The 21955-nt window shown below is 72.7% G+C and carries 17 protein-coding genes, 1 other RNA gene and 1 pseudogene; 13 read left to right on the top strand and 6 right to left on the bottom strand.

Annotation, left to right across the window (positions count from 1 at the left end):
• Complete coding sequence (locus tag HDA41_RS15295; RefSeq protein WP_184984324.1) at positions 1–1419, bottom strand: ABC transporter substrate-binding protein; 1419 nt, start codon at positions 1417–1419, stop codon at positions 1–3.
• A 188-nt stretch (positions 1420–1607) separates the two neighbouring features.
• Positions 1608–5624, bottom strand: coding sequence for an FHA domain-containing protein (locus tag HDA41_RS15290; protein ID WP_184984322.1), 4017 nt, complete (start codon positions 5622–5624; stop codon positions 1608–1610).
• Positions 5625–6004: 380 nt separating this feature from the next.
• Between HDA41_RS15290 and HDA41_RS15285 the strand changes: the two genes are divergently transcribed.
• The 4 genes from HDA41_RS15285 (at position 6005) to HDA41_RS15270 (ending at position 11218) form a co-directional block, all read left to right on the top strand.
• Entirely contained in the window at positions 6005–7699 is a 1695-nt protein-coding gene (locus HDA41_RS15285; protein WP_184984320.1) for a serine/threonine-protein kinase, read from the top strand.
• A gap of 122 nt (positions 7700–7821) precedes the next feature.
• Entirely contained in the window at positions 7822–9069 is a 1248-nt protein-coding gene (locus HDA41_RS15280) for a serine/threonine-protein kinase (protein ID WP_184984318.1), read from the top strand.
• 88 nt (positions 9070–9157) lie between these two features.
• Positions 9158–10264, top strand: a complete 1107-nt coding sequence (prfB, locus tag HDA41_RS15275; RefSeq protein ID WP_184984316.1) for a peptide chain release factor 2 — start codon at positions 9158–9160, stop codon at positions 10262–10264.
• 291 nt (positions 10265–10555) lie between these two features.
• Entirely contained in the window at positions 10556–11218 is a 663-nt protein-coding gene (locus HDA41_RS15270; RefSeq protein WP_184984314.1) for an LPXTG cell wall anchor domain-containing protein, read from the top strand.
• Positions 11219–11337: 119 nt separating this feature from the next.
• On the opposite strand, the gene HDA41_RS15265 is transcribed toward HDA41_RS15270, so the two are convergent.
• On the bottom strand, positions 11338–11529 hold the full coding sequence (locus HDA41_RS15265; RefSeq protein ID WP_184984312.1) for a hypothetical protein: 192 nt from the start codon (positions 11527–11529) through the stop codon (positions 11338–11340).
• Positions 11530–11749: 220 nt separating this feature from the next.
• On the opposite strand from HDA41_RS15265, the gene ftsE reads away from it, so the two are divergent.
• The 5 genes from ftsE to ssrA all read left to right on the top strand — a co-directional run bounded on the left by ftsE (position 11750) and on the right by ssrA (position 15747).
• Positions 11750–12439, top strand: coding sequence for a cell division ATP-binding protein FtsE (gene ftsE, locus HDA41_RS15260; RefSeq protein ID WP_003990615.1), 690 nt, complete (start codon positions 11750–11752; stop codon positions 12437–12439).
• Positions 12440–12479: 40 nt separating this feature from the next.
• Complete coding sequence (gene ftsX, locus HDA41_RS15255; RefSeq protein ID WP_184984310.1) at positions 12480–13397, top strand: permease-like cell division protein FtsX; 918 nt, start codon at positions 12480–12482, stop codon at positions 13395–13397.
• A gap of 68 nt (positions 13398–13465) precedes the next feature.
• Positions 13466–14638: a S41 family peptidase gene (locus tag HDA41_RS15250; protein WP_184984308.1), complete on the top strand. Its 1173-nt coding sequence runs from the start codon at positions 13466–13468 to the stop codon at positions 14636–14638.
• Positions 14639–14684: 46 nt separating this feature from the next.
• Complete coding sequence (smpB, locus tag HDA41_RS15245) at positions 14685–15164, top strand: SsrA-binding protein SmpB (RefSeq protein WP_184984305.1); 480 nt, start codon at positions 14685–14687, stop codon at positions 15162–15164.
• 179 nt (positions 15165–15343) lie between these two features.
• Positions 15344–15747: a transfer-messenger RNA gene (ssrA, locus tag HDA41_RS15240) on the top strand.
• Positions 15748–15795: 48 nt separating this feature from the next.
• Here the strand turns inward: ssrA and HDA41_RS15235 are convergent.
• The 3 genes and pseudogenes from HDA41_RS15235 to HDA41_RS15225 all read right to left on the bottom strand — a co-directional run bounded on the left by HDA41_RS15235 (position 15796) and on the right by HDA41_RS15225 (position 18404).
• On the bottom strand, positions 15796–16767 hold the full coding sequence (locus HDA41_RS15235) for a LacI family DNA-binding transcriptional regulator (RefSeq protein WP_184984303.1): 972 nt from the start codon (positions 16765–16767) through the stop codon (positions 15796–15798).
• Positions 16767–17003: pseudogene (locus HDA41_RS15230) on the bottom strand (alpha-xylosidase); the annotation flags it as partial. The gene HDA41_RS15235 and the pseudogene HDA41_RS15230, both read right to left, overlap by 1 nt.
• 84 nt (positions 17004–17087) lie before the next feature.
• On the bottom strand, positions 17088–18404 hold the full coding sequence (locus HDA41_RS15225) for an MFS transporter (protein ID WP_376706790.1): 1317 nt from the start codon (positions 18402–18404) through the stop codon (positions 17088–17090).
• Positions 18405–18512: 108 nt separating this feature from the next.
• Here HDA41_RS15225 and HDA41_RS15220 point away from each other — a divergent pair, with 108 nt between their 5' ends.
• The 4 genes from HDA41_RS15220 to HDA41_RS15205 all read left to right on the top strand — a co-directional run bounded on the left by HDA41_RS15220 (position 18513) and on the right by HDA41_RS15205 (position 21814).
• Entirely contained in the window at positions 18513–18758 is a 246-nt protein-coding gene (locus tag HDA41_RS15220; RefSeq protein WP_184984299.1) for a hypothetical protein, read from the top strand.
• 12 nt (positions 18759–18770) lie between these two features.
• A complete protein-coding gene (locus HDA41_RS15215; protein WP_184984297.1) occupies positions 18771–19616 on the top strand; it encodes a hypothetical protein in 846 nt (281 codons plus the stop codon).
• A 48-nt stretch (positions 19617–19664) separates the two neighbouring features.
• A complete protein-coding gene (locus HDA41_RS15210) occupies positions 19665–20630 on the top strand; it encodes a LysR family transcriptional regulator (protein ID WP_184984295.1) in 966 nt (321 codons plus the stop codon).
• Between the two features lie 272 nt (positions 20631–20902).
• Positions 20903–21814: a hypothetical protein gene (locus tag HDA41_RS15205; RefSeq protein ID WP_230299363.1), complete on the top strand. Its 912-nt coding sequence runs from the start codon at positions 20903–20905 to the stop codon at positions 21812–21814.
• Positions 21815–21955 lie beyond the last annotated feature (141 nt).

Raw genomic sequence — 21955 nt, 5'->3', positions numbered from 1 at the left:
TCAGCCTCCGTAGGCCGCGGCCGCTTCGGTCTCCAGCTTCTGTTGCGTACCCGCGACGTCCTTCGGGTTCTTCAGGAAGTCCTGGAGGATCTTCCACTCGCCCTTGCCGGGCGTACCGCCGAAGGCCTGCGGGGCCTGGTCGGACATGTCGAAGCGGAAGTCGTCACCGGCGTCGACGAGCGCCTTGGCGATCCTCTGCTGCACCGCGTTCGGGTACGCGGAGTTCGGCACGTTCTTGTTCGGCGAGAGGTAGCCGCCCAGCTTGGCCTGGATCTGGGCCGCGTCCGGCGAGGCGAGCCAGGTGGCCAGGGCCTGCGCCCCCTTCGAGTCCTGGAGGATCACGGCCGCGTCGCCGCCCGAGACCACCGGCCCGTTGTCACCGACCGCCGGGAACGGGAACACCTTCGCGTCCGTGCCGACCTTCATGGTCGTCGGGATGTTGACCTGCGCGAAGTCGCCCGCGGCGACCATGGCCGCCTTGGGCTGGTCCCCGCCGGTGAAGACCTGCGTGACGGAGGCCGGGAAGTCGGTCTGCAACGCCCCGTTCGCCCCGCCCGCGACGTAGTTCGCCTTGCCCCAGACCTGCGCGAGCGTGGTCAGCGCGTCCTTCACGGACGGGTCCGTCCACTTGATCTCGTGCTTGGCCAGCTGGTCGTACTTCTCCGGCCCGGCCTGGGAGAGGTACACGTTCTCGAACCAGTCGGTCAGCGTCCAGCCCTCGGCGCCGCCGACGGAGAACGGGGTGACGCCGGAGTCGTAGACCGTCTGCGCGGTCTTCAGCAGATCCGGCCAGGTCTCGGGCTCACTCGCCCCGGCGTTCTCGAAGACCTGGTTGTTGTACCAGATCAGGGACTTGTTGGCGGCCTTGTAGTAGACGCCGTACTGCTTGCCGCCCACCTTGCCGATGTCCTGCCAGCCCTGCGAGTAGTTCTCGCCGAGCTCCTTCAGGGCCTCGGCGCCGAGGGGCTTGGCCCAGCCCCGGTCGACGGCCTGTTTGATGGCGCCCGGCTGCGGCAGCATCGCGATGTCCGGCGGCTGCCCGCCGGCCACCTTCGAGCCGATGAAGTTGATGATCGGGTCCTGGGCGGGCACGAACGTGACCTTGGCGCCCGTGCGCTTCTCGAACTCCGCCAGGACCTTCTTGAAGTTGGCCTGTTCGGCGCCGCTCCACACGGCGGCGATCTCCAGGCTCGTCCCGTCCAGCTTCGGAAGGGTGACGTTGTTGGCGGTCTCCTCGGTGTTTCCCTCGGTTCCACTGTTTGCGTCGCCGTCGCCGTCGCCTCCGCAGGCGGTGAGCGAGAGCGCGAGCGCTCCCGCGGCGATGGTGGCTGCGGCCTTGGCGGCTCTGCGGTGCTGGGGGGTCGCCTTGTCCCGCTTCGGCGACCAGCGTGTCCGGATGGTGCTGCTCGTCATGCGCATGACTGCCCCGTTCTTCGTTCCTCGTCGAACGTCGAGCGCGCTCCCGTGCGATCTGGTCTACGCCCGGGTGTGCGGGGGCGGCAAGATGGCGTCGGCTGTCAAGCGGGGGATCGTGACCCCCTCGTGACCAGGGTCTCGTCCCCGACCAACGGACGGGGTCGGCATCCAGCCAGTGCCATGGACGAGTGCTACAGAAGTGACGGCACCCGCGCCGCCGCGACCTCCCGCGCCGCCCTTTCCAGCGCGCTGGCCAACAGTGCCAGGTCGGTCGGGCCGTTTCCGAGTTCCCGCACCGGACGGCGGGCCGGAGGGTCACCCATGCGGTGCCATTCCAGGGGTACGACCGTGGGGCGCAGCGTCGCCGTCCGGGGGATACGGCCGGTGACCCGCCCGCCCTGGAACGGCGTGATCCGACCGTCCGCGCAGGCGAGGCGGCCACGGCCCGGAGCGGGCTCCTCGGGGCCTGGTGCCGGGGTGTCGAGGGTGACGCGGAGCGTGGCCCGGCGCGCCGGTTCCGTCTCCGCCGTACGGGCGCACGGGCCGGTGGCCGCCACCAGGTGGACGCCCAGCCGCTCGCCTTCCCGGGCCACGGCCTCCAGCGCGCGCATCACCGATCCGGCCGCGGGCCGTCCGGTCGAGCCGAGGGCGGGGGAGACCAGCGCGTCCAGGTCGTCCACGACCACGACGAGCCGGGGCAGCGGCGGCGCCGCCTCCGTCTGCCGCCGGGCCGCTCCGGGCCGCAGCCGCATCGTCGAACTGGGTGAGGAGTCGAGATCCGCGGCCCCGGCGCCTGCCCCGGCACCGGCTGCGGCCTGGGCGCCGCCCCGGGCGGCCGCCGTGCGCTGGGCGACCATACGGCCCGACAGCTCGCGCCCGGTGTGCCACTCGGCGAAGTCGGAACGCCCCAGCAGCTCGGCGCGCCGCTTCAGCTCGGCGCTCAGTGACTGCGCGAACTCGCGCATCCGCACCGGGTCGTGGGCCGTGAGATACGTGGTGACATGCGGGACGTCCGTACACACGCGCAGTCCCTCGCCGGCCCCGCCGCCCGCGCCGGGACCGCCCCGGCCGTCGACCAGCACGATGCCCAGCCGGTCCGGCCGCTCGGCGGCGGCCAGGGACGCGACGACCGCCCGCAGCAGCTCCGTCCGGCCGCTGCCCGGCGGGCCCTCGACCAGCAGATGCGGGCCCTGGACCGCGAGGTCCGCGCAGACCGGGCCGCGCGGCCCGGCGCCCAGCACCGCGCGCACCCGCCCGCCCAGCGCCCCGGTGTCGTCGGCCGCGTCCGCCCAGCGCGCCATCAGCGACGCCGGAGTGGCCCGGGCCAGGCCCAGCTCGTCCAGCAGCCGCGCCGCCTGGGGCAGGGGCGCGGAGACGCGCGGCTGCCCCTCACTCGCCGCGCCGTCCGTACGCAGCGGCGCCAGCGCCCGCGCGAACCGCTCGGCCCACGCGGGCGAGACGGCGTCGACGGTGGCGATGGTGCCGTGGCCCACGGGCCCGACCGGTCCCGAGGCGCCGCCGACCCGGGCCACGCGCATCAGCCGCAGGGCCGTCGCCACGTCCCCGCTGAGCAGCGCGACCGCACCGCACTGCCGGAACGTCGGCGCCACCGAGCAGGCCGCCTCGTAGGTCTCCGTCACGGGTGAGGCGGGGGAGGCGGCCGCCGTCTCGGCCAGGCAGACGACGTGGATCCCGGCCCGGGGGCCTTCCAGCGCCAGCCGTGCCACGGCCTCGCGCAGGTCGGCTCCGCCGGGATCGCCGTCCACGACGACGACGGTGTAGGGGCCGGGGAAGTCGGTGGCCGGGGCGGGGACGGGGGTGTCGTCCCGGGCCCAGGAGGGGCGGCGGGGCACGGGACCGGCGGCAGTGGCGGTCCGCGGGCCGCTGCCGTCCTGGGCGTCGGGACCCGGCGCGCTGTCGCTCGGGCCGCCGGTCGCCTGGACTCTGGAGAACCGCACGTTGCCCAGCAGCCCGGCGGCCCCCGCGGCGCCGCCTGCCGCGTCCGCCAGCTGGTCCTCCAGGCGGCGGAGGAGCTCGTCCGTGCGGGCGGCGGCCTGTTCCCGGTCGTAGGCGAGCAGCAGGCGGCAGTCCTGCCCGTGCCCCGGGCGGACATGCGGCAGCCAGCCCAGCCAGCCCCACTCGGCGGTGCGCTCCTCCAGGGGGCGGGAGCGGTCCGCGGCGATCAGGACGATCTCCAGGCTGTCGGGGGAGTGCAGCGCGGTGAGCTGCGCCAGCACGGCACGGGCCAGCCCGGCGAGCCGCGCCCGGGGCCCGGCCAGTCCCAGTGCGCCGACCTCGCGCAGCCCGGCGGTCACCGGCACCGCGGGCAGCAGGCCCGAGCCGTCCGGCGCCGCCCGGTCGGCCGTACCGAGCCGCACGGCGAGTGCCTCCGGGTGGCCCGGTCCGCGCTCCCACAGCCGGGGCCCCGGCCCCAGCGCCGTCAGCAGCAGTGTGGCCGGATCCGGCCAGGTCTCCGGCAGCGCGGGCCCGACGGCCGAGTGCTCGGCCGCCAGTTCGGCCGGCTCGGCCTCATACGTCCCGCGCGCGGGCGCCTCCTGCTCGCCACGCCCTCCGGTCAACCGCCGCGCCCACGCCCCGAGCCCGCCCCGCCTGCGCGTCCCCGGCGGCACATCGGTGCCCCGCAGGGGAGTGCCCTTGCGCCCGCGACCGGACCGCTCGTCCGCGACGCCTGCCGGGGAGACCGGGCCGCCGTCGTCACCGGGGCGACCGCCCCCGACCGGACCGGCGCCCGTCGCAGCCGTCGGACGGGGAGCCGTCCGGCCCCCTGCCCGGGCATGAGGGCCTGCGCCGTCCGCCGTTCCTGCGCCCTGGCCGGAACCGTCCGCACGCCCGTCACCGAACGCCCCGCCCAGCGCCCCGGCCCCGGAACGCCCCGCGTGCGTGTCCCCGGCACCGAGCCCGGCCTGCGTCGCACCGCGCTGCCGTGGAGTGCCGGTGACGCCGTTGGGGGAGGCCGCTGCCGATCCGTCCCCGGAGACGCCGCGCTGCCGGGGAGCCCGGACGACGGGCCCCGAGTCCTCCTGGCCCCGGGCGATGCCCGCCCCGGGCTCACCGGCACCAGCCCGGAATCCGCCCTGCGCGGCCCCCGGCCCACCCCCGTCAGCCGACCGCGAAGCCTCCCCGGGCGCTTCCCCACCCCTGCTCTCGACCCGAGGCGCCCCGCCCTGCCCCGGCACCACGGCAGAGTCCCCGGAGCCGCGCCCCGCGCTGCCCGGCGTGCCCCAGGCCGCCGAGCCGTGAGTGTGATGAGTGGGCCCGGCAGGTCCGGCAGCCCCGGCAGGTCGGGAAGTACCGGCAGGCCCGGAAGGCCCGGCAGCCCCGGCAGGGCCAGCAGACCCGGCAGGTCTGGGAGCACCGGCAGCAGAGGAAGGCCCCGGAGGCCCGGAAGCCCCGGCAGGCCCATAAGCCCCAGGCCCAGAAGGCCCGACAGCCCCGCCGGCCCCGCCGGCATCAGAAGGCCACGCAGCCCCGCCGGCCCCGGCCGGAATCGGACCCGACGCGTGCGTCTCCGCCCCCGCTCCCCCGGCAGGCCCTGGCACGCGCACGTGCCCCTCCCCGTCCGGCGTCGTATCCACCCGGCCCCCAGGCCCTCCGGCGGGAGCCAGCCGCAAAGCCGATTCGCCGATCCGCAGCAGCGCCCCGGGGGTGAAACGGACCGCCCGGGCGCCCACACGCGCGCCGTCCAGCGTCGTGCCGTTCGTGGAGTCGAGGTCGGCGACCGAGACGCGGCCGTCGGCGCTCACCGTCACCGCGCAGTGCAGCCGGGAGACGTCCGGGTCGTCGAGCGGCACGTCGGCGTCGGCGGAGCGGCCGATGCGGATCTCGCCGCCGTGCAGGAGGTGGACGCCGCCGGCGTCGGGCCCGGCGACCACCTGGAGCTGGGCCGGGGCGTCGTCCAGCTCCGGATGCGGTTCCGGCTCGCCCGGCGCGCCCACGGACAGCACGGCGCCGTCCGTCAGCGGGGGCTCGCCGAGCGTGCAGCGCTGGGCGTCGAGTCGCTGCTCCCCGGCGTACAGCACGGGAGAGCCCGAGCCGTCACCGCCGAGGACCACCTGGGCGAGTGCCGAGGACACCGCCGCGAGCGCCGTCCCGGCGGGCGCGGTGACCAGCACGTCGCTGCGCGCGGCGCGGTCCCGGGCCGGAGCCGCCAGGCCCAGCGGGTCTATGACGGTCAGCCGGATCTGCATCGCCGTCAGCGGTCCCTTCTGCCCGGGCGCGGAGTCCCCCCACCCCGCCCCAGCACGTCGGCCAGTACTGCACGCATCCTCGCACCTGCCACTGACAGCGCGCCCCTTGCTCCGGAACAAGGGATCTTGATTGGTCGGCTCTGCCCGCAAAAGTGCCTGCGAGATGACCCACTCGCGATCACTTGAGATCGGTCACGCTCACTCTCGGCAACCACCAGACCGACGTAAGCGTCTTCCCTTCGAACACGTGCGAGATTCGAACGCGTGCGAGAACGGATACGTAAGACCCACAGATAGAGGACACCCCGGTCCCCGGCGGCACGGCACTACAGTGGGTCGGACAGGCCAGCAGGCAAGGCAAGCACCAGGGAGCGCATGACGTGCGGCCGGTAGGCAGCAAGTACCTGCTCGAGGAGCCGCTCGGGCGCGGCGCCACGGGCACCGTCTGGCGAGCCCGCCAGCGCGAGACCGCGGGCGCCGAGGCGGCCGTGCCGGGACAGCCCGGCGAGACGGTCGCCATCAAGGTCCTCAAGGAGGAGCTGGCCGGCGACCCGGACATCGTCATGCGGTTCCTCCGGGAGCGCTCCGTCCTGCTCCGGCTGACCCACCCGAACATCGTCCGGGTCCGCGACCTGGTCGTCGAGGGCGAGCTGCTGGCGCTGGTCATGGACCTCGTCGAGGGCCCCGACCTGCACCGCTACCTGCGCGAGAACGGGCCCTTCACGCCCGTCGCCGCCGCCCTGCTCACCGCCCAGATCGCCGACGCGCTCGCCGCCAGCCACGCCGACGGCGTCGTCCACCGCGACCTCAAGCCCGCGAACGTCCTGCTCCAGCAGTACGACGGGCGGATGCACCCGCTGCTGACCGACTTCGGCATCGCCCGCCTGGCCGACTCCCCGGGCCTGACCCGCACCCAGGAGTTCGTCGGCACGCCCGCGTACGTCGCACCCGAGTCCGCCGAGGGCCGCCCGCAGACCTCCGCCGTCGACATCTACGGCGCCGGCATCCTGCTGTACGAGCTGGTCACCGGCCGCCCGCCGTTCGCCGGCGGCTCCGCCCTGGAGGTGCTGCACCAGCACCTGAGCGCCGAGCCCCGCCGCCCCTCCACGGTCCCCGACCCGCTGTGGACGGTCATCGAGCGCTGTCTGCGCAAGAACCCGGACGAGCGGCCCAGCGCCGTGAACCTCGCCCGTGGCCTGCGCGTCGTCGCCGAGGGCATCGGAGTGCACGCGAACTCCGCGCAGATCGCCGCCGCCGAGGGCGTCGGCGCGCTCCTGGTGCCCGACCCGGCGCCCGCGCCCGTGCCGGACACCCCCGGCGCGGCCGACCCCACCCAGGTCCTCCCGCAGGGCGCGGGCTCGTACGACCCGAACGCCGCCACCAGTGTCATGCCCCACACCGGCGGCCCGGCCGGCGCCGCCGACCCCACCGCCGTCCTGCCCAACCGGGGCGCGGCCGACCCGACCGCCGTCATGCCGCCGGTCCCGCCGGGCTCGCCCGGCCACCCCGGACAGCAGAACCAGCAGGGCGGTCCCGAGGACCCGCACCCCTGGCAGAACCAGCTGCGGGCCGCCCGCGACCGCAACGAGCAGACGCAGGTCCAGTACCTCGACCCCGGCCAGGACCCGCTGCGCCGCCGCCCCCAGCGCCAGGTCGCCCGGCCGCAGCAGCCCCCGCGGCGCCAGGCACCCCCGCCCGGGCCCGGCTACGGCCACCCGCAACAGCAGCAGCCCCAGCAGTACGCCCCCCAGCCCCAGCGGCCCCAGCCGCCGCAGCGCTACGCCCCGCCCCCGCCGCCGGCCCAGCCCCAGCAACCGCAGCGGCCCCAGCGCGAGCCCCGGCAGCCGCGGCAGCGCAGCGCCAACCGGATGCGGATTCCCGGGCTCGGCTGCCTGAAGGGCTGTCTCTTCTCGATCCTCATCCTGTTCGTCGCCGGCTGGCTGATCTGGGAACTGAGCCCGCTGCAGGAGTGGATCGGCACCACCAAGGGCTACTGGGACCAGCTCACCGACTGGTTCTCCACGGTGACCGGCTGGATCGAGAAGCTCAGCGGGAGCGGTTCGGGCACGAACTGACCCGAACCGCCCTGCGGGGTTGGTGATTTGTCGACACCTGGCGGGTGATTTCTGCCTCGGCAGTGAAGGTTGGCTCTCCGGACGCGTAGTTTTAACGACAACACGCGTCGGTAGGAGCAGCCTTGGCACGGAAGATCGGCAGCCGGTACACCGCCCACCAGATCCTGGGGCGGGGCAGCGCCGGCACGGTGTGGCTGGGCGAGGGCCCCGAAGGCCCCGTCGCCATCAAGCTGCTGCGCGAGGACCTCGCGTCCGACCAGGAACTCGTCGGGCGCTTCGTGCAGGAGCGGACGGCGCTGCTGGGCCTGGAGCACCCGCACGTGGTGTCGGTGCGCGACCTGGTCGTGGACGGCAACGACCTGGCGCTGGTCATGGACCTCGTCCGGGGCACCGACCTGCGGACCCGGCTGGAGCGTGACCGGCGCCTGGCGCCCGAGGCGGCCGTCGCGATCACGGCCGACATCGCCGACGGGCTGGCGGCCGCGCACGCCGCGGGCGTCGTGCACCGGGACGTGAAGCCGGAGAACGTGCTCCTGGACATGCAGGGCCCCCTGGGCCCGGGCGGCTCCCACCGCGCCCTGCTGACCGACTTCGGTGTGGCCAAACTCATCGACACCCCGCGCCGCACCAAGGCCACCAAGATCATCGGCACGCCGGACTACCTCGCCCCGGAGATCGTCGAGGGCCTGCCGCCCCGCGCCTCCGTCGACATCTACGCGCTCGCCACGGTCCTCTACGAGCTGCTGGCGGGCTTCACCCCGTTCGGCGGCGGCCACCCGGGCGCGGTCCTGCGCCGGCACGTCACGGAGTCGGTCGTCCCGCTGCCCGGCATCCCGGACGAGCTGTGGCAGCTGCTCGTGCAGTGCCTGGCCAAGGCGCCGGCCTCGCGCCTGCGGGCCTCGGAGCTCGGGGCGCGGCTGTGGGAGCTGCTGCCGATGCTGGCGGGCATGCCGCCGCTGGAGGTGGACGAGCCGGACACGGAGTCCGCCGAGGAGGCGGACCGCGAGGAGCAGCCCGCCGGACCGGCACCGGCCGGGGAGCGGGTCCGGCGGCGGGGCGTGGTCCCCCTGGTGCCGGGCGCGAAACCGGCCGACTCCAACCGGGACACCCACACCTCGATGCGCGTACCGGCACCCGACGAGCTGGCCGGGGGCGCGCACGGCACGGCCCGGGCCCCACGCGCGTCGGGCACGCCCCGGCCGGGCTCGGCCCGCAACCGCGCCCTCGCCCGGCGCCGCCGCGTGGCCCTGGGCGCGGGCGCGGTCGCCCTGGCGGCGGCGGTCGGCGTCGGGGCGTGGCTGTCCACGTCGGGCGACGACGCGAGCACACCTCCCCAGGACACGAAGAACTCGGCCCCGCAGTCCCCCTGACCCCCGGGGCGCCCGGAGCCCGGCGTCCGCAGGCCTTGGCTCCGGCAGCCCGGCGTCGGTCGACGGGCGGAGCCGTTACGCTGGAGGCGTGGCAGTCGTCGATGTATCCGAAGAGCTCAAGTCCCTCTCCTCGACCATGGAGTCGATCGAGGCCGTTCTGGACCTCGACAGGCTGAGGGCAGACATCGCCGTGCTCGAGGAGCAGGCGGCCGCGCCGTCCCTGTGGGACAACCCCGATGAGGCGCAGAAGATCACCAGCAAGCTGTCCCACCTCCAGGCCGAGGTGCGCAAGGCCGAGGCCCTGCGCGGTCGTATCGACGACCTCGCCGTCCTCTTCGAGATGGCGGAGGAGGAGGACGATCCGGACACCCGTGCCGAGGCCGAGTCCGAGCTCATCGTCGTGAAGAAGGCGCTGGACGAGATGGAGGTCCGCACCCTCCTCTCCGGCGAGTACGACTCCCGTGAGGCCCTGGTGAACATCCGCGCCGAGGCCGGCGGCGTCGACGCCGCCGACTTCGCCGAGAAGCTCCAGCGCATGTACCTGCGGTGGGCCGAGCAGCGCGGCTACAAGACGGAGATCTACGAGACGTCGTACGCGGAGGAGGCCGGCATCAAGTCGACCACCTTCGCCGTCCAGGTGCCCTACGCGTACGGCACGCTCTCCGTCGAGCAGGGCACGCACCGGCTGGTGCGCATCTCGCCCTTCGACAACCAGGGCCGGCGCCAGACGTCCTTCGCGGGCGTCGAGATCCTTCCCGTGGTCGAGCAGACCGACCACATCGAGATCGACGAGTCCGAACTGCGGGTGGACGTGTACCGCTCGTCCGGCCCCGGCGGCCAGGGCGTCAACACCACCGACTCCGCGGTGCGCCTCACCCACATCCCCACCGGCATCGTCGTCTCCTGTCAGAACGAGCGGTCGCAGATCCAGAACAAGGCGACGGCCATGAACGTGCTCCAGGCCAAGCTGCTGGAGCGGCGCCGCCAGGAGGAGCAGGCCAAGATGGACGCCCTCAAGGGCGACGGCGGCAACTCCTGGGGCAACCAGATGCGTTCGTACGTGCTGCACCCGTACCAGATGGTGAAGGACCTGCGCACCGAGTTCGAGGTCGGCAACCCGGAGGCCGTTTTCAACGGCGAGATCGACGGGTTCCTCGAAGCTGGAATTCGCTGGCGCAAGCAGCAGGAGAAGTAAGTTTGTCGATAAGGCAACTGCCGACGTCAGAGCGGCAGTTGCCTTATCTGTGCCCGCATGTCTGGGTTTTACATCACACTCACAGAGTCAGACTCCCGGCATTGCCCCCGTACTTGGACATGGCACCCGCAAACGCCCTTGACGTGTCTTTGAAAAATGGGAAGGGTAAAGCGCGGCATGCGTGTCTACTGGGGCGCATGTGAACCGGGGGGCTCTCACCGCAGCTACCCCCGTCGAGCACAGCTCCAAACGCTGCCTAATGACTGATGAGCTACTGGGGGTAGCAACCACATGACGAAGAAGACGCGGATCCGTGTCGCGCGGATAGCGGCCGGCGCCGTGATCGCCGCTGGTGCCTCGCTGACCGCCGCCGGTGCCGCATCCGCCGCGGAGACCGAGAACTGCCTGCTCGGCATCCTGTGCGCCGACGAGTCGCCGGTCCCGACCGAGCCGCCGACCACCCCGCCGGTTCCGACCGAGCTCCCCACGGACCCGCCGACCGACCTCCCGACCGACCCGCCGTCGACCGAGGAGCCCACCGACGAGCCGACCGAGCCCACGGACGAGCCCACCGAGCCGACCGAGGACCCGACGGCCCAGCCGACCGACCCAGGCAACGGGAACGGCAACGGCAACGGCGGCGGCAACGGCAACGGTGGCGGCAACGGCAACGGTGGCGGCAACGGCAACGGTGGCAACAACGGCGGCGGCAACATCGCCGACCCCGACGGCGGCACCGCCCCGCAGCAGGAGGGCTCCTCGTCCCTCACCGACACCGGCTCCGGCGCCACCCCGGCGGCGCCGCAGGCCCAGGGCAACGGCCAGGAGCTCGCCGAGACGGGCGCCGCGCAGACCACCTTCCTGGTGATCGGCGCCGCCACGATGATCGCCGGCGGTGTCGGCTTCCGCGTCCTGCCGCGCCTCGTGGGCGGCCGCGGCGGGGCTGCCGCCTGACGGTAGCCGCGTCCGTACGGACGGTAGGCACAGCGCAACGCCGAGGGCCCGGAGCGAAACGCTCCGGGCCCTCGGCCGTGTCTTCGGGTGCTGTCGGACCGCTGCCGCTGCTTACGCCGCTAGGCGGTCTGGTGCGCCAGCAGCGCCACCGCGGCGATCAGCACGGCCAGCAGTGCGATCAGCGCCATCGGGTTCACGCCCGAGAGGAAGTTCTCCTGCTGCAGCCGCTCGCGGTTCGCACGGCACACTGGGCACCGGCCCTCGCTCACGGGCGCCGCGCAGTTCGCGCACACCAGCCGGTCGTACGTCATGCGCTCGCCCTCCTTGCGCCGGTTCCTTGTGTGTAACGCTCGCGGCGGTGCGAACGTTCCCTCTCCACTGTGCCAGGTTCCTCCGGAGGGCGCGCGGGTCGCTGGCAGAGAGGCGTACAAAACGGCATATCCACTGCGCAACCCCGACCGGTGACTGCGGTGCCCTGCCCGGTTCGCGTATGGTCACGCTCATCTACCCCCGGCTACCCGTGGTGCATCCGTGATCCGATTCGACAACGTCTCCAAGGTCTACCCCAAGCAGACCCGCCCCGCCCTCAGGGATGTCTCCCTGGAGGTCGAGAAGGGCGAGTTCGTCTTCCTCGTGGGGTCCTCCGGCTCCGGAAAGTCCACCTTCCTGCGGCTGATCCTCCGCGAGGAGCGGTGCAGCCACGGGCAGGTGCACGTTCTGGGCAAGGACCTCGCGCGCCTGTCCAACTGGAAGGTGCCGCAGATGCGGCGCCAGCTCGGGACGGTCTTCCAGGACTTCCGCCTGCTGCCGAACAAGACGGTCGGCGAGAACGTCGCCTTCGCGCAGGAGGTCATCGGCAAGTCGCGCGGTGAGATCCGCAAGTCCGTGCCGCAGGTGCTCGACCTCGTCGGGCTCGGCGGCAAGGAGGACCGGATGCCCGGTGAGCTGTCCGGTGGTGAGCAGCAGCGCGTCGCCATCGCGCGGGCCTTCGTCAACCGGCCCAAACTGCTCATCGCCGACGAGCCCACCGGCAACCTCGACCCGCAGACCTCCGTCGGCATCATGAAGCTGCTCGACCGCATCAACCGGACGGGCACGACCGTGGTGATGGCCACGCACGACCAGAACATCGTGGACCAGATGCGCAAGCGCGTCATCGAACTGGAGAAGGGCCGCCTCGTCCGCGACCAGGCCCGCGGTGTCTACGGCTACCAGCACTGAGACCGCACCCGAGAGTCACGGAAAGGCATAACCCCTCGCCATGCGCGCCCAGTTCGTCCTGTCGGAGATCGGCGTCGGTCTCCGCCGCAATCTGACGATGACCTTCGCCGTCGTCGTCTCCGTCGCCCTGTCGCTCGCCCTGTTCGGCGGGTCGCTCCTGATGAGCGACCAGGTCAACACGATGAAGGGCTACTGGTACGACAAGGTCAACGTCTCGATCTTCCTCTGCAACAAGAGCGACGCCGAGTCCGACCCCAACTGCGCCAAGGGCGCGGTGACGGACGACCAGAAGAAGCAGATCAAGACCGACCTCGACAAGATGGGCGTCGTCCAGACAGTCACGTACGAGTCCCAGGACCAGGCGTACAAGCACTACAAGGAGCAGTTCGGCGACTCCCCGCTGGCCAGCTCCCTCACGCCGGACCAGATGCAGGAGTCGTACCGCATCAAGCTGAAGGACCCGCAGAAGTACCAGGTCATCGCCACCGCCTTCAACGGCCGGGACGGCGTGCAGTCCGTCCAGGACCAAAAGGGCATCCTGGACAACCTCTTCAAGCTGCTGAACGGCATGAACTGGGCCGCGCGCGCGGTGATGGCGCTGATGCTGGTCGTCGCGCTGATGCTGATCGTCAACACCGTGCGTGTCTCGGCGTTCAGTCGCCGGCGCGAGACCGGCATCATGCGCCTGGTCGGTGCCTCGGGCTTCTACATCCAGGCGCCGTTCATCATGGAGGCCGCGGTCGCCGGGCTCATCGGCGGCACGCTCGCGTGCGCCTTCCTGCTGATCGCCCGGTACTTCCTCATCGACCACGGACTGGCCCTGGCCGACCAGCTGACGCTGATCAACTTCATCGGCTGGGACGCCGTCCTGACGAAGCTGCCGCTCATCCTCGCCACGAGCCTGCTGATGCCCGCGTTGGCCGCGTTCTTCGCGCTGCGCAAGTACTTGAAGGTGTGACGCATACCAAGAGGGGCCGTGCGGTCAACAAGCCGTACGGCCCTTTCCCTTGTCCTAGACTCACCGGCATGTCAGGTCGTGACCCGTTCTGTCAGCCCCGTCGCATCCGCCGCGGGGCCGCCCTGACCTTGATGTTCGCGAGCGTGCTCGTCGCCGGCGCGGCCACGGGTTCCCTCCCGCAGGCCGAGCGGAAGTCCGCGCCGGACGAGGCCCGTTCGGCTATCCCGGCCGGACACCACGCGGACGTCACCAGGGCGGCCGAGGAGGCCATGGCCGACGGCAAGTCCCCGATGGAGGCCGCGAAGCGCGCCGTCAGCCGCAGCGGGGACCGCTGGGGCGCGGTCTACTCCCAGGGCGAGTACGAGGAGTTCGAGGAATCCCTCGACGGCCAGTACACCGGCGTCGGCCTCTGGGCGCGCAGCAAACGCGACGGCCGTATCGAGGTGACGAAGGTGCGCGCCGGCTCGCCCGCGGCCACCGCCGGGATCCGCCCCGGCGACCTGCTGCGCAGCGTCGACGGCCGGAAGACCGACGGACGGCCGGTCACCGAGGTGGTCTCCTTACTGCGCGGGGACGCCACGGACGCCCCCGTCGGCACCACCGTCCGCCTCGGCCTGGAGCGCGGCACACGCGCGTGGACCGAGACCCTGCGCCGGGCCCAGCTGTCCACGGACTCGGTCGCCGTTCGAAAAGTCGCCGGCTCGGTCACCGTCATCCGGGTCGACAGCTTCACCAAGGGCTCCGGCGACCAGGTCCGCGAGGGCGTCCGGCAGGCCCCGCCCGGCGGCGGGATCGTCCTCGACCTGCGCGGCAACTCCGGCGGCCTGGTCACCGAGGCCGTCACCGCCGCCTCCGCCTTCCTCGACGGCGGCCTGGTCGCCACGTACGGCGTCGACGGCGAGCAGCACGCCCTGCACGCCGAGCCCGGCGGTGACACGACGAGACCGCTGGTCGCGCTCGTCGACGGCGGGACGATGAGCGCGGCCGAACTTCTCACCGGCGCCGTTCAGGACCGCGGGCGGGCGCTCGTCGTGGGATCCAGGACCTTCGGCAAGGGCTCGGTCCAGATGCCGAGCCGGCTGCCCGACGGCTCCGTCGCGGAGCTGACCGTCGGGCATTACCGCACCCCCTCCGGCCGCGCGGTCGACGGCCGGGGCATCACGCCCGACCTGGAGTCCGACGAAGGGGCCCTCCAGCGAGCCGAGACCGTACTGCGCGGTCTGGCAGGTCCCTCGTCGTAATCGACTTCCCGCGGGCCCCCTCCGTAGTGCGAAAATGGGCGGCACTATGGCTAAGGAAAAAGGGCGCAAGCTGATCGCGCAGAACAAGAAGGCGCGGCACGACTACCTCGTCATCGACACCTACGAGGCCGGCCTGGTCCTCACCGGCACCGAGGTGAAGTCGCTGCGCCAGGGACGGGCGTCGCTGGTCGACGGCTTCGTGCAGATGGACGGGCACGAGGCGTGGCTGTACAACGTCCACGTGCCGGAGTACAGCCAGGGCACGTGGACCAACCACAGCGCGCGGCGGAAACGGAAGCTGCTGCTGCACCGTGAGGAGATCGACAAGCTGGAGTCGAAGTCGCAGGAGACGGGTCACACCATCGTGCCCCTGTCCCTGTACTTCAAGGACGGCCGGGCCAAGGTCGAGATCGCGCTGGCGAAGGGCAAGAAGGAGTACGACAAGCGCCAGACGCTCCGCGAGAAGCAGGACCGGCGCGAGGCGGAGCGGGTGATCTCGGCGGTGCGCCGGAAGGAGCGGGCGTAGGGGCTGTCCGCCCGGTGCCGGGAACACTCCGGGCATGGCCCGCGATGAACGGGGTACCACGGCAGTGCGGCCGCGGGGAATACGGTGGCATCGTCGGGTGTTGGTCACGTACGATGGCACCTGCGCCCCACAGCGGGTGCGAGCCCCTCTCGCGGGGGCGTGGATTGAAAAATCAACATGGGGATGATCGGTTTCGACAGCGGCTGTCGAAGCAGGGGAAGCGTGTCGAGGAAGCGGCCATGATCTCGTAAACCACAGGCCGAAAAAAATAATCGCCAATTCCAAGCGATCCATCTCCCAGGGCGAGCTCGCCCTCGCTGCCTGATCTTCAGGTAGCGAGCAGCGGCTCCCCTACTTAAGGGAGTGTCAGCCCGGGAGTGTTCCCGACCCGGATCCTGGCATCATTTAGGGAACTAAACCTTGATCCCGGTCACGGGGTGAAGAGGGAAACCACACAGTGACTGGGCCCGTCGGAGACTTGTCGGCGTGATCTCCGGGGCCGAGAAAAGCACAGCCGACTGCACACGGAGAAGCCCTGTTTCCACACCGTTGGACGCGGGTTCGATTCCCGCCATCTCCACTCATCCCATGTGGGCACAGGCCCCGTCGCTCATGAGCGACGGGGCCTGTGTCATGCGTGGTTCGTACTCGCCCGCTCCGTCAGCCGTGACGGCAGCAGTGTCACCTCCGGCACGGGCGTGCCGCGTCGTTTTTCCATCAGCAGTTCCACCGCACGGGTGCCCAGCTCCGTGGCCGGCAGGGCGACCGACGTGGTCGTCGCAGGGTCGTCGGGGCAGACGGCCGTGATCGACAGGTCCTCGGGGACGCGTAGGCCGAGCTGCTGGAAGGCCGTGATCAGGGGGTCGAGGAGGGACGCGTTGTGGACCACCACGGCCGTCAGGGCGGGGTGTTCGCGCAGCAGCCGGTCCGCGAGGTGGCGGGCCTCGGCCGGGGCCGACACAGCGGGGTGCACCGACGAAGCAAGCCCGTGGTGGTCGGCTGCGGCCGTGAAGCCCTCGACCAGGCGGTGGGCCGAGGTGGTCCTGCGCAGGTAGACCTCTGGTGGCGAGCCGACGAGGGCCACTGTCCGGTGGCCGAGGCGGGCCAGGTGGTGCACGCACGCCTCGCCTGCCGCCCGGTAGTCCAGGTCCACGCAGGTCAAACCGTGCGGGTCGGCGGGGAGGCCGAGCAGGACGGAGGGGCGGTCCAGGGAGCGGAGCACGGGGAGGCGTGGGTCGTGCATGCCGACGTCCATGACCAGTAACGCGTCCGCCGGTGCCGGCTCCCCGACGCGGGTCAGGCCCTCCTCGTGGGTGAGGAGCAGGACGTCGTGGTCGTACGAGCGTGCCGCTGTCACCACCGACTGCGTCACACGCATCATCGCCGGGACGTGGACGCCGGTGCGCAGCGGAGCCGCCAGGGCCAGGACCTTCGGCCTGTCGTGCGCGCGTGCGCCCGACTGCGGGCGGTAGCCCAGCTCCCGGGCGGCCGCTTCGACCCTGCGCCGGGTCTCCGCCGAGATCGGGCGCTTGCCGCTCAGCGCGTACGACACGGTGCTGGGGGAGACCCCGGCCCGTCGTGCCACGTCCGTGATCCTGACCATCAGGCCGGCTCCAGCCCCAGCGTCAGCAAGCCCGTTCCGGCCGGTGCCTGTACCTCGTGGCCGGCGGCGGCGAGCGTCCAGGGTGCCGCCGGATCGCAGCGGGCCGCCCGCAGCGTGTCCCCTTCGCGTACGACCGTGAAGGTCACGTCCCCTACGCGTACCGTCGTCTCGTCGCCGGGCCGCAGGCCGTACGCCCGCAGCGTCACCCAGTAGCCGTCGGTGAACTTCATGTGGGGGTCCTTCTTCCCGTGCCCGGCAAGGGCCGGCACGTGACGTCGAAGCGCTTCGACGAACGAACGTATGTGGGGTGCATGAGGGCGTCAATGGGGTGTGCGGAGATCAGTGAAGCGATTCGACGCACCGCACAGGGACAACACCAGGGCCACGGCCGCCGCCGTCACCGGGATGCCGTATCCCGCCGTCGCCGACACCTGCTCCACCGTCCAGCCGCCGAACGCGCTGCCGCAGGCGATGCCGCCGAGCAGGCCGGTCACCGCCAGGGTCATGCCCTCGTTCAGCCGGCCGTCGGGAGTGCGCTGCTGGACGAGTGTCATGGTGGTGACCATCGTCGGGGCCGTCGCCATCCCGGCGATCAGCAGCGCGCCCGCCAGGAGCGGGAGCGAACCGGTGAGGGCGGCCGCGAGCAGGGGCAGGGTCAGCAGCGCGGTCATCGCGGCCACACACCACGGCAGGCGGGACGCGGCCGGCCCGGCGGGCTTCGCGACGCCGTACAGCAGGCCCGCCGCGCATGAGCCCGCCGCCTGCAGCGCGAGCACGGCACCGGCCGCCGACCCGTGCCCCCGCGCGTCCGCGAACGCCAGCGTGACGACCTCCGTCGAGCCGAACACCGCGCCCATCGCCAGGCAGACCGCGAGCAGCGGGGGCATGCCGGGGGCGCGCAGCGGCGCCTTCGCGGGTGTGCGCGCGTGGACCGGCGGCTCCGTCTCACGCCGGATGGTGAACAGGAGCATGCCCGTCAGCAGCAGCACCGCGCCGACGAGCGTGCCCGCCTCCGGGAAGAGCGCCCCGCACAGGAAGGCCGCGAGCACCGGGCCCAGCATGAAGCACAGCTCGTCCGCGGCCTGCTCGAAGGAGTTGGCGGTGTGCAGCGCCTTGGCGTCACCGGCCAGCAGATACGCCCAACGGGCCCGGGACATGCCGCCGGTGTTGGGGGTCGTGGCCGTGGCGGCGTAGGAGGCGAACAGGGTCCAGTCGGGGGCGTCGTGGCGCACGCACAGCAGCAGCGCGAGTGAGCCGAGGACGGCGATCACCGTGGCGGGCAGGGCCGCCCGGGCCTGGCCGTGCCGGTCGACGAGCCGCGCGGTCCACGGCGCGACCACCGCGGTCGCCGCGAGCCCCGTCGCCGTGACGGCACCGGCGAGGGCGTACGAGCCCCGCGTCCCGGCGATCATCACGACGGCGCTGACGCTGAACATGCCCATCGGGAGGCGGGCTATCAGATTCCCGGCTGTGAAGGCGCGGGCGCCGGGCAGCGCGAAGAGGCGGCGGTACGGGGTGAGTTGCGGCATGCGCCCACCGTCGCCCGGAGGTGACCGGGCGGTCCAACACCTGTTCCGTACGGAATCACGCACCTGGGTTGTAGGACGGGCGGGAAATATTCGCTGCTCGTTCTTCATACAGAGATATGGAGAGTCTTTAATGGCGCATAGAAAAGATGCTCAACCGGGAAATCCTTCACCCGTTTGCCGCGCATCCGCCGAAGTGGGCCGACGGTTAGTCGGTACATGACCGAGGCGACCAGGAAAAACGGTTGGGCGGTAACGCTCGGCCCCTACACCTACATTCCCGCTCCAGCGCACTCGTCGGCCACCGTCAACGGCACGCTCACCAAGGGCGGTTGCCCGGTCGCGCTCCAGGTGACCGAGCCGGTGCTGCGCGATTTCATCACGGCCATGAGCGTGCTGGAAAAGGACCTCGCCCGGCGGTGGATCCGTGCGACGGAATGGCCCGCTTTCGCGCTCGCGGAATAGTCGGGCCGCGCTATGCACGACAAAGGAATCGAGGGCACCGGCCGGCACAGGGCGCCGACCCGGGATTTCGTGACCCCGCTGACGCCACCGGATCCGACCTGGGACCCGGCCGAGGAACTGGCGTTCATCCTCGAGGAGGCACTCGGGGAGCAGGGACCGAGGATTCCCGCCCCGCGTGACGTGGCACCGCCCGCCCCCGTGGATCCGGCCCCGGGCGAGCGCATGCGGCGGCTCCAGGACATCACCGAGGAACTGCCGCCCGTGCGGGAGGTCCCCCGGCGCCACCGCAAGGTCCGGGTCCGCCGGGCCGGTGGCTTGCTCCGCACCACCAGTTTCCTCGTCGCCGCCCTGACGGCCGTCATCGCGTCCGCGGTGAGTCTCCTGAGCGGCATGGTCGCCTACGACCCGCTGCGCCTGGTCGGCGTGTCCTCCGCGGAGCGCGGCCTCGGCACCTGGTGGCCCCTGCTGGTGTACGGGCCCTGGCTGGTGGCCTCCCTGTCCGTCCTGCGGTCCGCGCTGCACCAGCGCCGTGCCGTGCACTCCTGGTGCGTGGTGCTGGTCTTCTCGTGCGTCGCCGTGCTGCTGTGTGTCGCCCAGGCGCCGAGGACCGTCCTCGGTACGGCGGCCGCGGCCCTGCCCGGGCTGGCGGCGCTGGCGTGCTTCCAGCAGGTCGTCCGCCAGATCACGCTGACTCGTCCGCCCGTGCGGACTGTGCCTCGGCATCGGCTGGGGCAGGTTGCGTCGAGGGGGCTTGGCGGTGGGGAACTTGCCGGTGGGGAGGTTCCGGCTGGTCAGGTCGCGGGTGCCGGCGAGTGTGGGGGTGACGGCGAGGGGCCTGAGAAGGCCGCCGGGGTCTGAGAGGTCGCCGGGGTCTGAACGGGCAGCCCGCCGCTGTAGGTTCACGGCATGCCCGGCCACCTCGACCCCCGACTCCTGCGTGCCTTCGTCACCGTCGCCGAGGAGCTGCATTTCACCCGTGCCGCGGTGCGTCTCCACACAGCCCAGCAGGCGCTCAGCCGGGACGTGCGGCGGCTGGAGCGGGAGCTGGGTGCCGAGTTGTTCGTACGGACCACCCGGCAGGTGACGCTCACGCCCGACGGAGAGCGGCTGCTGCCGTACGCCCGCCGCGTGCTCCGGGCGCAGGAGGAACTGCTCGCGGCCTTCGACCAGGCCCGGCCCCTGCTGGTGGACCTCAACTCCCCGGGTCTGGTCACACCGCGCCGCGTGCTGCTCCGGGCGCGTGAACTCGCCCCCGGGCACGAGCTGATGGCCCGCTACGAGAGCGGCCTGACCGGGGCCGCCGGGGAGTTGCTCGCGGGTCGGCTGGACGCGTCGTTCGGACGGTTCGCCGGGCTGGACCCGGCGCTGCGGGCCGGGCTCGCCCACCAGCCCGTGCGGTACGAGCCGATGGCGGTCGTGCTGCCCGAGGACCACCGGCTGGCCTCGCGCGCGGAGGTGCCGCTCGCCGAGCTGGCCGGCGAGACCGTCTACGCGGGCGCCGGCAACCCGCGCACGCCGGAGTGGACCGGCCTCGCGCGGCTGCTGTTCGAGGGGCGGGGCATCGAGATCGCGCCACCGGCACCACTGGCCGTCGGAGAGGAGGAGTTCCAGCGGGTCATGGCCCGGACGCGCACCCCGGTCCTGGCCGTCGTGGGGTTCCCGGCCCTGCCGACGATGGTGTCCCGTCCTTTGGTCGATCCCGTTCCGCTTTCTCCCGTGTCGCTGGTGTGGCGCAAGGGCCTGACGCACCCCGCGCTCGACGCGCTGCGACGGGCGGCGGCGCGGCTCGCGGCGGAGGAGGGGTGGCTGCGGAGGCCCGCCGGAGGGTGGATTCCGGCCACCGATGATGTCCTCATGGTGTCTCGCCACTGACACGATTCCGCACCCGGTCCGCACATAACCTCCGCGTGCGCTACATTCGACGTCTGAGCACGGTGTGGTAATGGGGGGCGCTCTGGACGGGTTGGGGACCTGGTCCGGACGACGGGTGCTCAGGTCGTAGCGCACCTGAACCATCCCGTGGGGGGAAGTGCGTGCGTGTGAAACAGTGGCGAGAAGACGCCCAACCCGAATGGCCCCAGGTCGCAGCGGCCACCGGTGAACTCTCCGCGGACGGCAGAGCCCGGGACCGGAGAGCCACGCAGGTGTTCTCAGGCGGCGACGTCCAGCTGACGGGCACCCGCCTGCCCGCCGGGACGGAGCTGACGGAGATACTGCGCGGTATTCCCCGGCAGAGCGAGGGCGAGGCCGACTCGTTCGCCGCGGATCCCGGAACCCGGCCGTTGGTCCGCGACCCCTGGCAGGAGGACGCCGTCCCGGTCGGCCACGCCCGGGCCGGGACCCTCGCCGGGCACAGTCACGACCCGCACGAGGTCACCGTCCAGCTCGACGCCGTCCAGCTCGGGGACGGGTTCGTACGGCAGGTCAAGGAAGGCACCGGCGCGGGCCCCGAAACCACCGGCGACCGGCCGGTCTTCGTCGACGAGTCGGGCCGTCGCAGCCGCCGCTTCCGCCGGATCGGCATAGCCATTGCCCTGGCCTGCGGGGGCTACGCCGTCGTCATCGTCGCCACGCTGCTGTCGGGCAACTCCAACGCGCCGTGGCTGCCCGTACCGGGCCAGGAGGGTTCGCCGGCCGGGCAGGTCGACGCCCCGCCGCTGTCCGAGCCGTCTGCCCCGACCGCAAGCACCGGCGCCACCGCCCCGGGCAGCGCGCCGACGGCCGACGAGGTCACCTCGCCCTCGCACGGCCCCAGCGCCCTCGAACCGGCGGCCCCCGCCGAACCGGACCGCCCCGGCACGCCCGCCCGTCCCTCGCCGACCGCGACCCGGATCGCACCGGCCCCGGGCACCGTCGTGACCGACCCGACACCGACCGAGCCGGCGGACCCGCCGACCACGCCGGCGATCGACCCGACGCCGGTGAGCGAGCCCACGCCGGAGCCGACCGAGCCCGCGGACCCCGGCGGCAGCGGCGGCACCGACACGGTCGCCGAAGGCCCGCCCGAGACGCCGCCCGCCGCCCAGCCGCCCGCCGCCCAGCCGCCTGCCGCCTAGGCCGGTCGCGAGGGCGGCGCCCGCCGCCTCCGTCCTCCAGGGCAGATCCGGGGGAAAGGGCACTCCGGCGCCTCACGATCTCAGACCCCGGGCTCCCGGTCCCGCTGGAGCGGAGAGACCTGATGACGCCGCGGAGCATGC

This window comes from Streptomyces caelestis, assembly GCF_014205255.1.
GTDB lineage: Bacteria > Actinomycetota > Actinomycetes > Streptomycetales > Streptomycetaceae > Streptomyces > Streptomyces caelestis.
This window is presented reverse-complemented; position numbering and strand designations above follow the sequence as displayed.

Coding starts and splice junctions, on each gene's coding strand:
- HDA41_RS15295 (WP_184984324.1), bottom strand. CDS start 1,419: ATGCGCATGACGAGCAGCACCATCCGGACACGCTGGTCGCCGAAGCGG.
- HDA41_RS15290 (WP_184984322.1), bottom strand. CDS start 5,624: ATGCAGATCCGGCTGACCGTCATAGACCCGCTGGGCCTGGCGGCTCCG.
- HDA41_RS15270 (WP_184984314.1), top strand. CDS start 10,556: ATGACGAAGAAGACGCGGATCCGTGTCGCGCGGATAGCGGCCGGCGCC.
- HDA41_RS15265 (WP_184984312.1), bottom strand. CDS start 11,529: ATGACGTACGACCGGCTGGTGTGCGCGAACTGCGCGGCGCCCGTGAGC.
- ftsX (WP_184984310.1), top strand. CDS start 12,480: ATGCGCGCCCAGTTCGTCCTGTCGGAGATCGGCGTCGGTCTCCGCCGC.
- HDA41_RS15250 (WP_184984308.1), top strand. CDS start 13,466: ATGTCAGGTCGTGACCCGTTCTGTCAGCCCCGTCGCATCCGCCGCGGG.
- smpB (WP_184984305.1), top strand. CDS start 14,685: ATGGCTAAGGAAAAAGGGCGCAAGCTGATCGCGCAGAACAAGAAGGCG.
- HDA41_RS15235 (WP_184984303.1), bottom strand. CDS start 16,767: ATGGTCAGGATCACGGACGTGGCACGACGGGCCGGGGTCTCCCCCAGC.
- HDA41_RS15225 (WP_376706790.1), bottom strand. CDS start 18,404: ATGAAGAACGAGCAGCGAATATTTCCCGCCCGTCCTACAACCCAGGTG.
- HDA41_RS15220 (WP_184984299.1), top strand. CDS start 18,513: ATGACCGAGGCGACCAGGAAAAACGGTTGGGCGGTAACGCTCGGCCCC.
- HDA41_RS15215 (WP_184984297.1), top strand. CDS start 18,771: ATGCACGACAAAGGAATCGAGGGCACCGGCCGGCACAGGGCGCCGACC.
- HDA41_RS15210 (WP_184984295.1), top strand. CDS start 19,665: ATGCCCGGCCACCTCGACCCCCGACTCCTGCGTGCCTTCGTCACCGTC.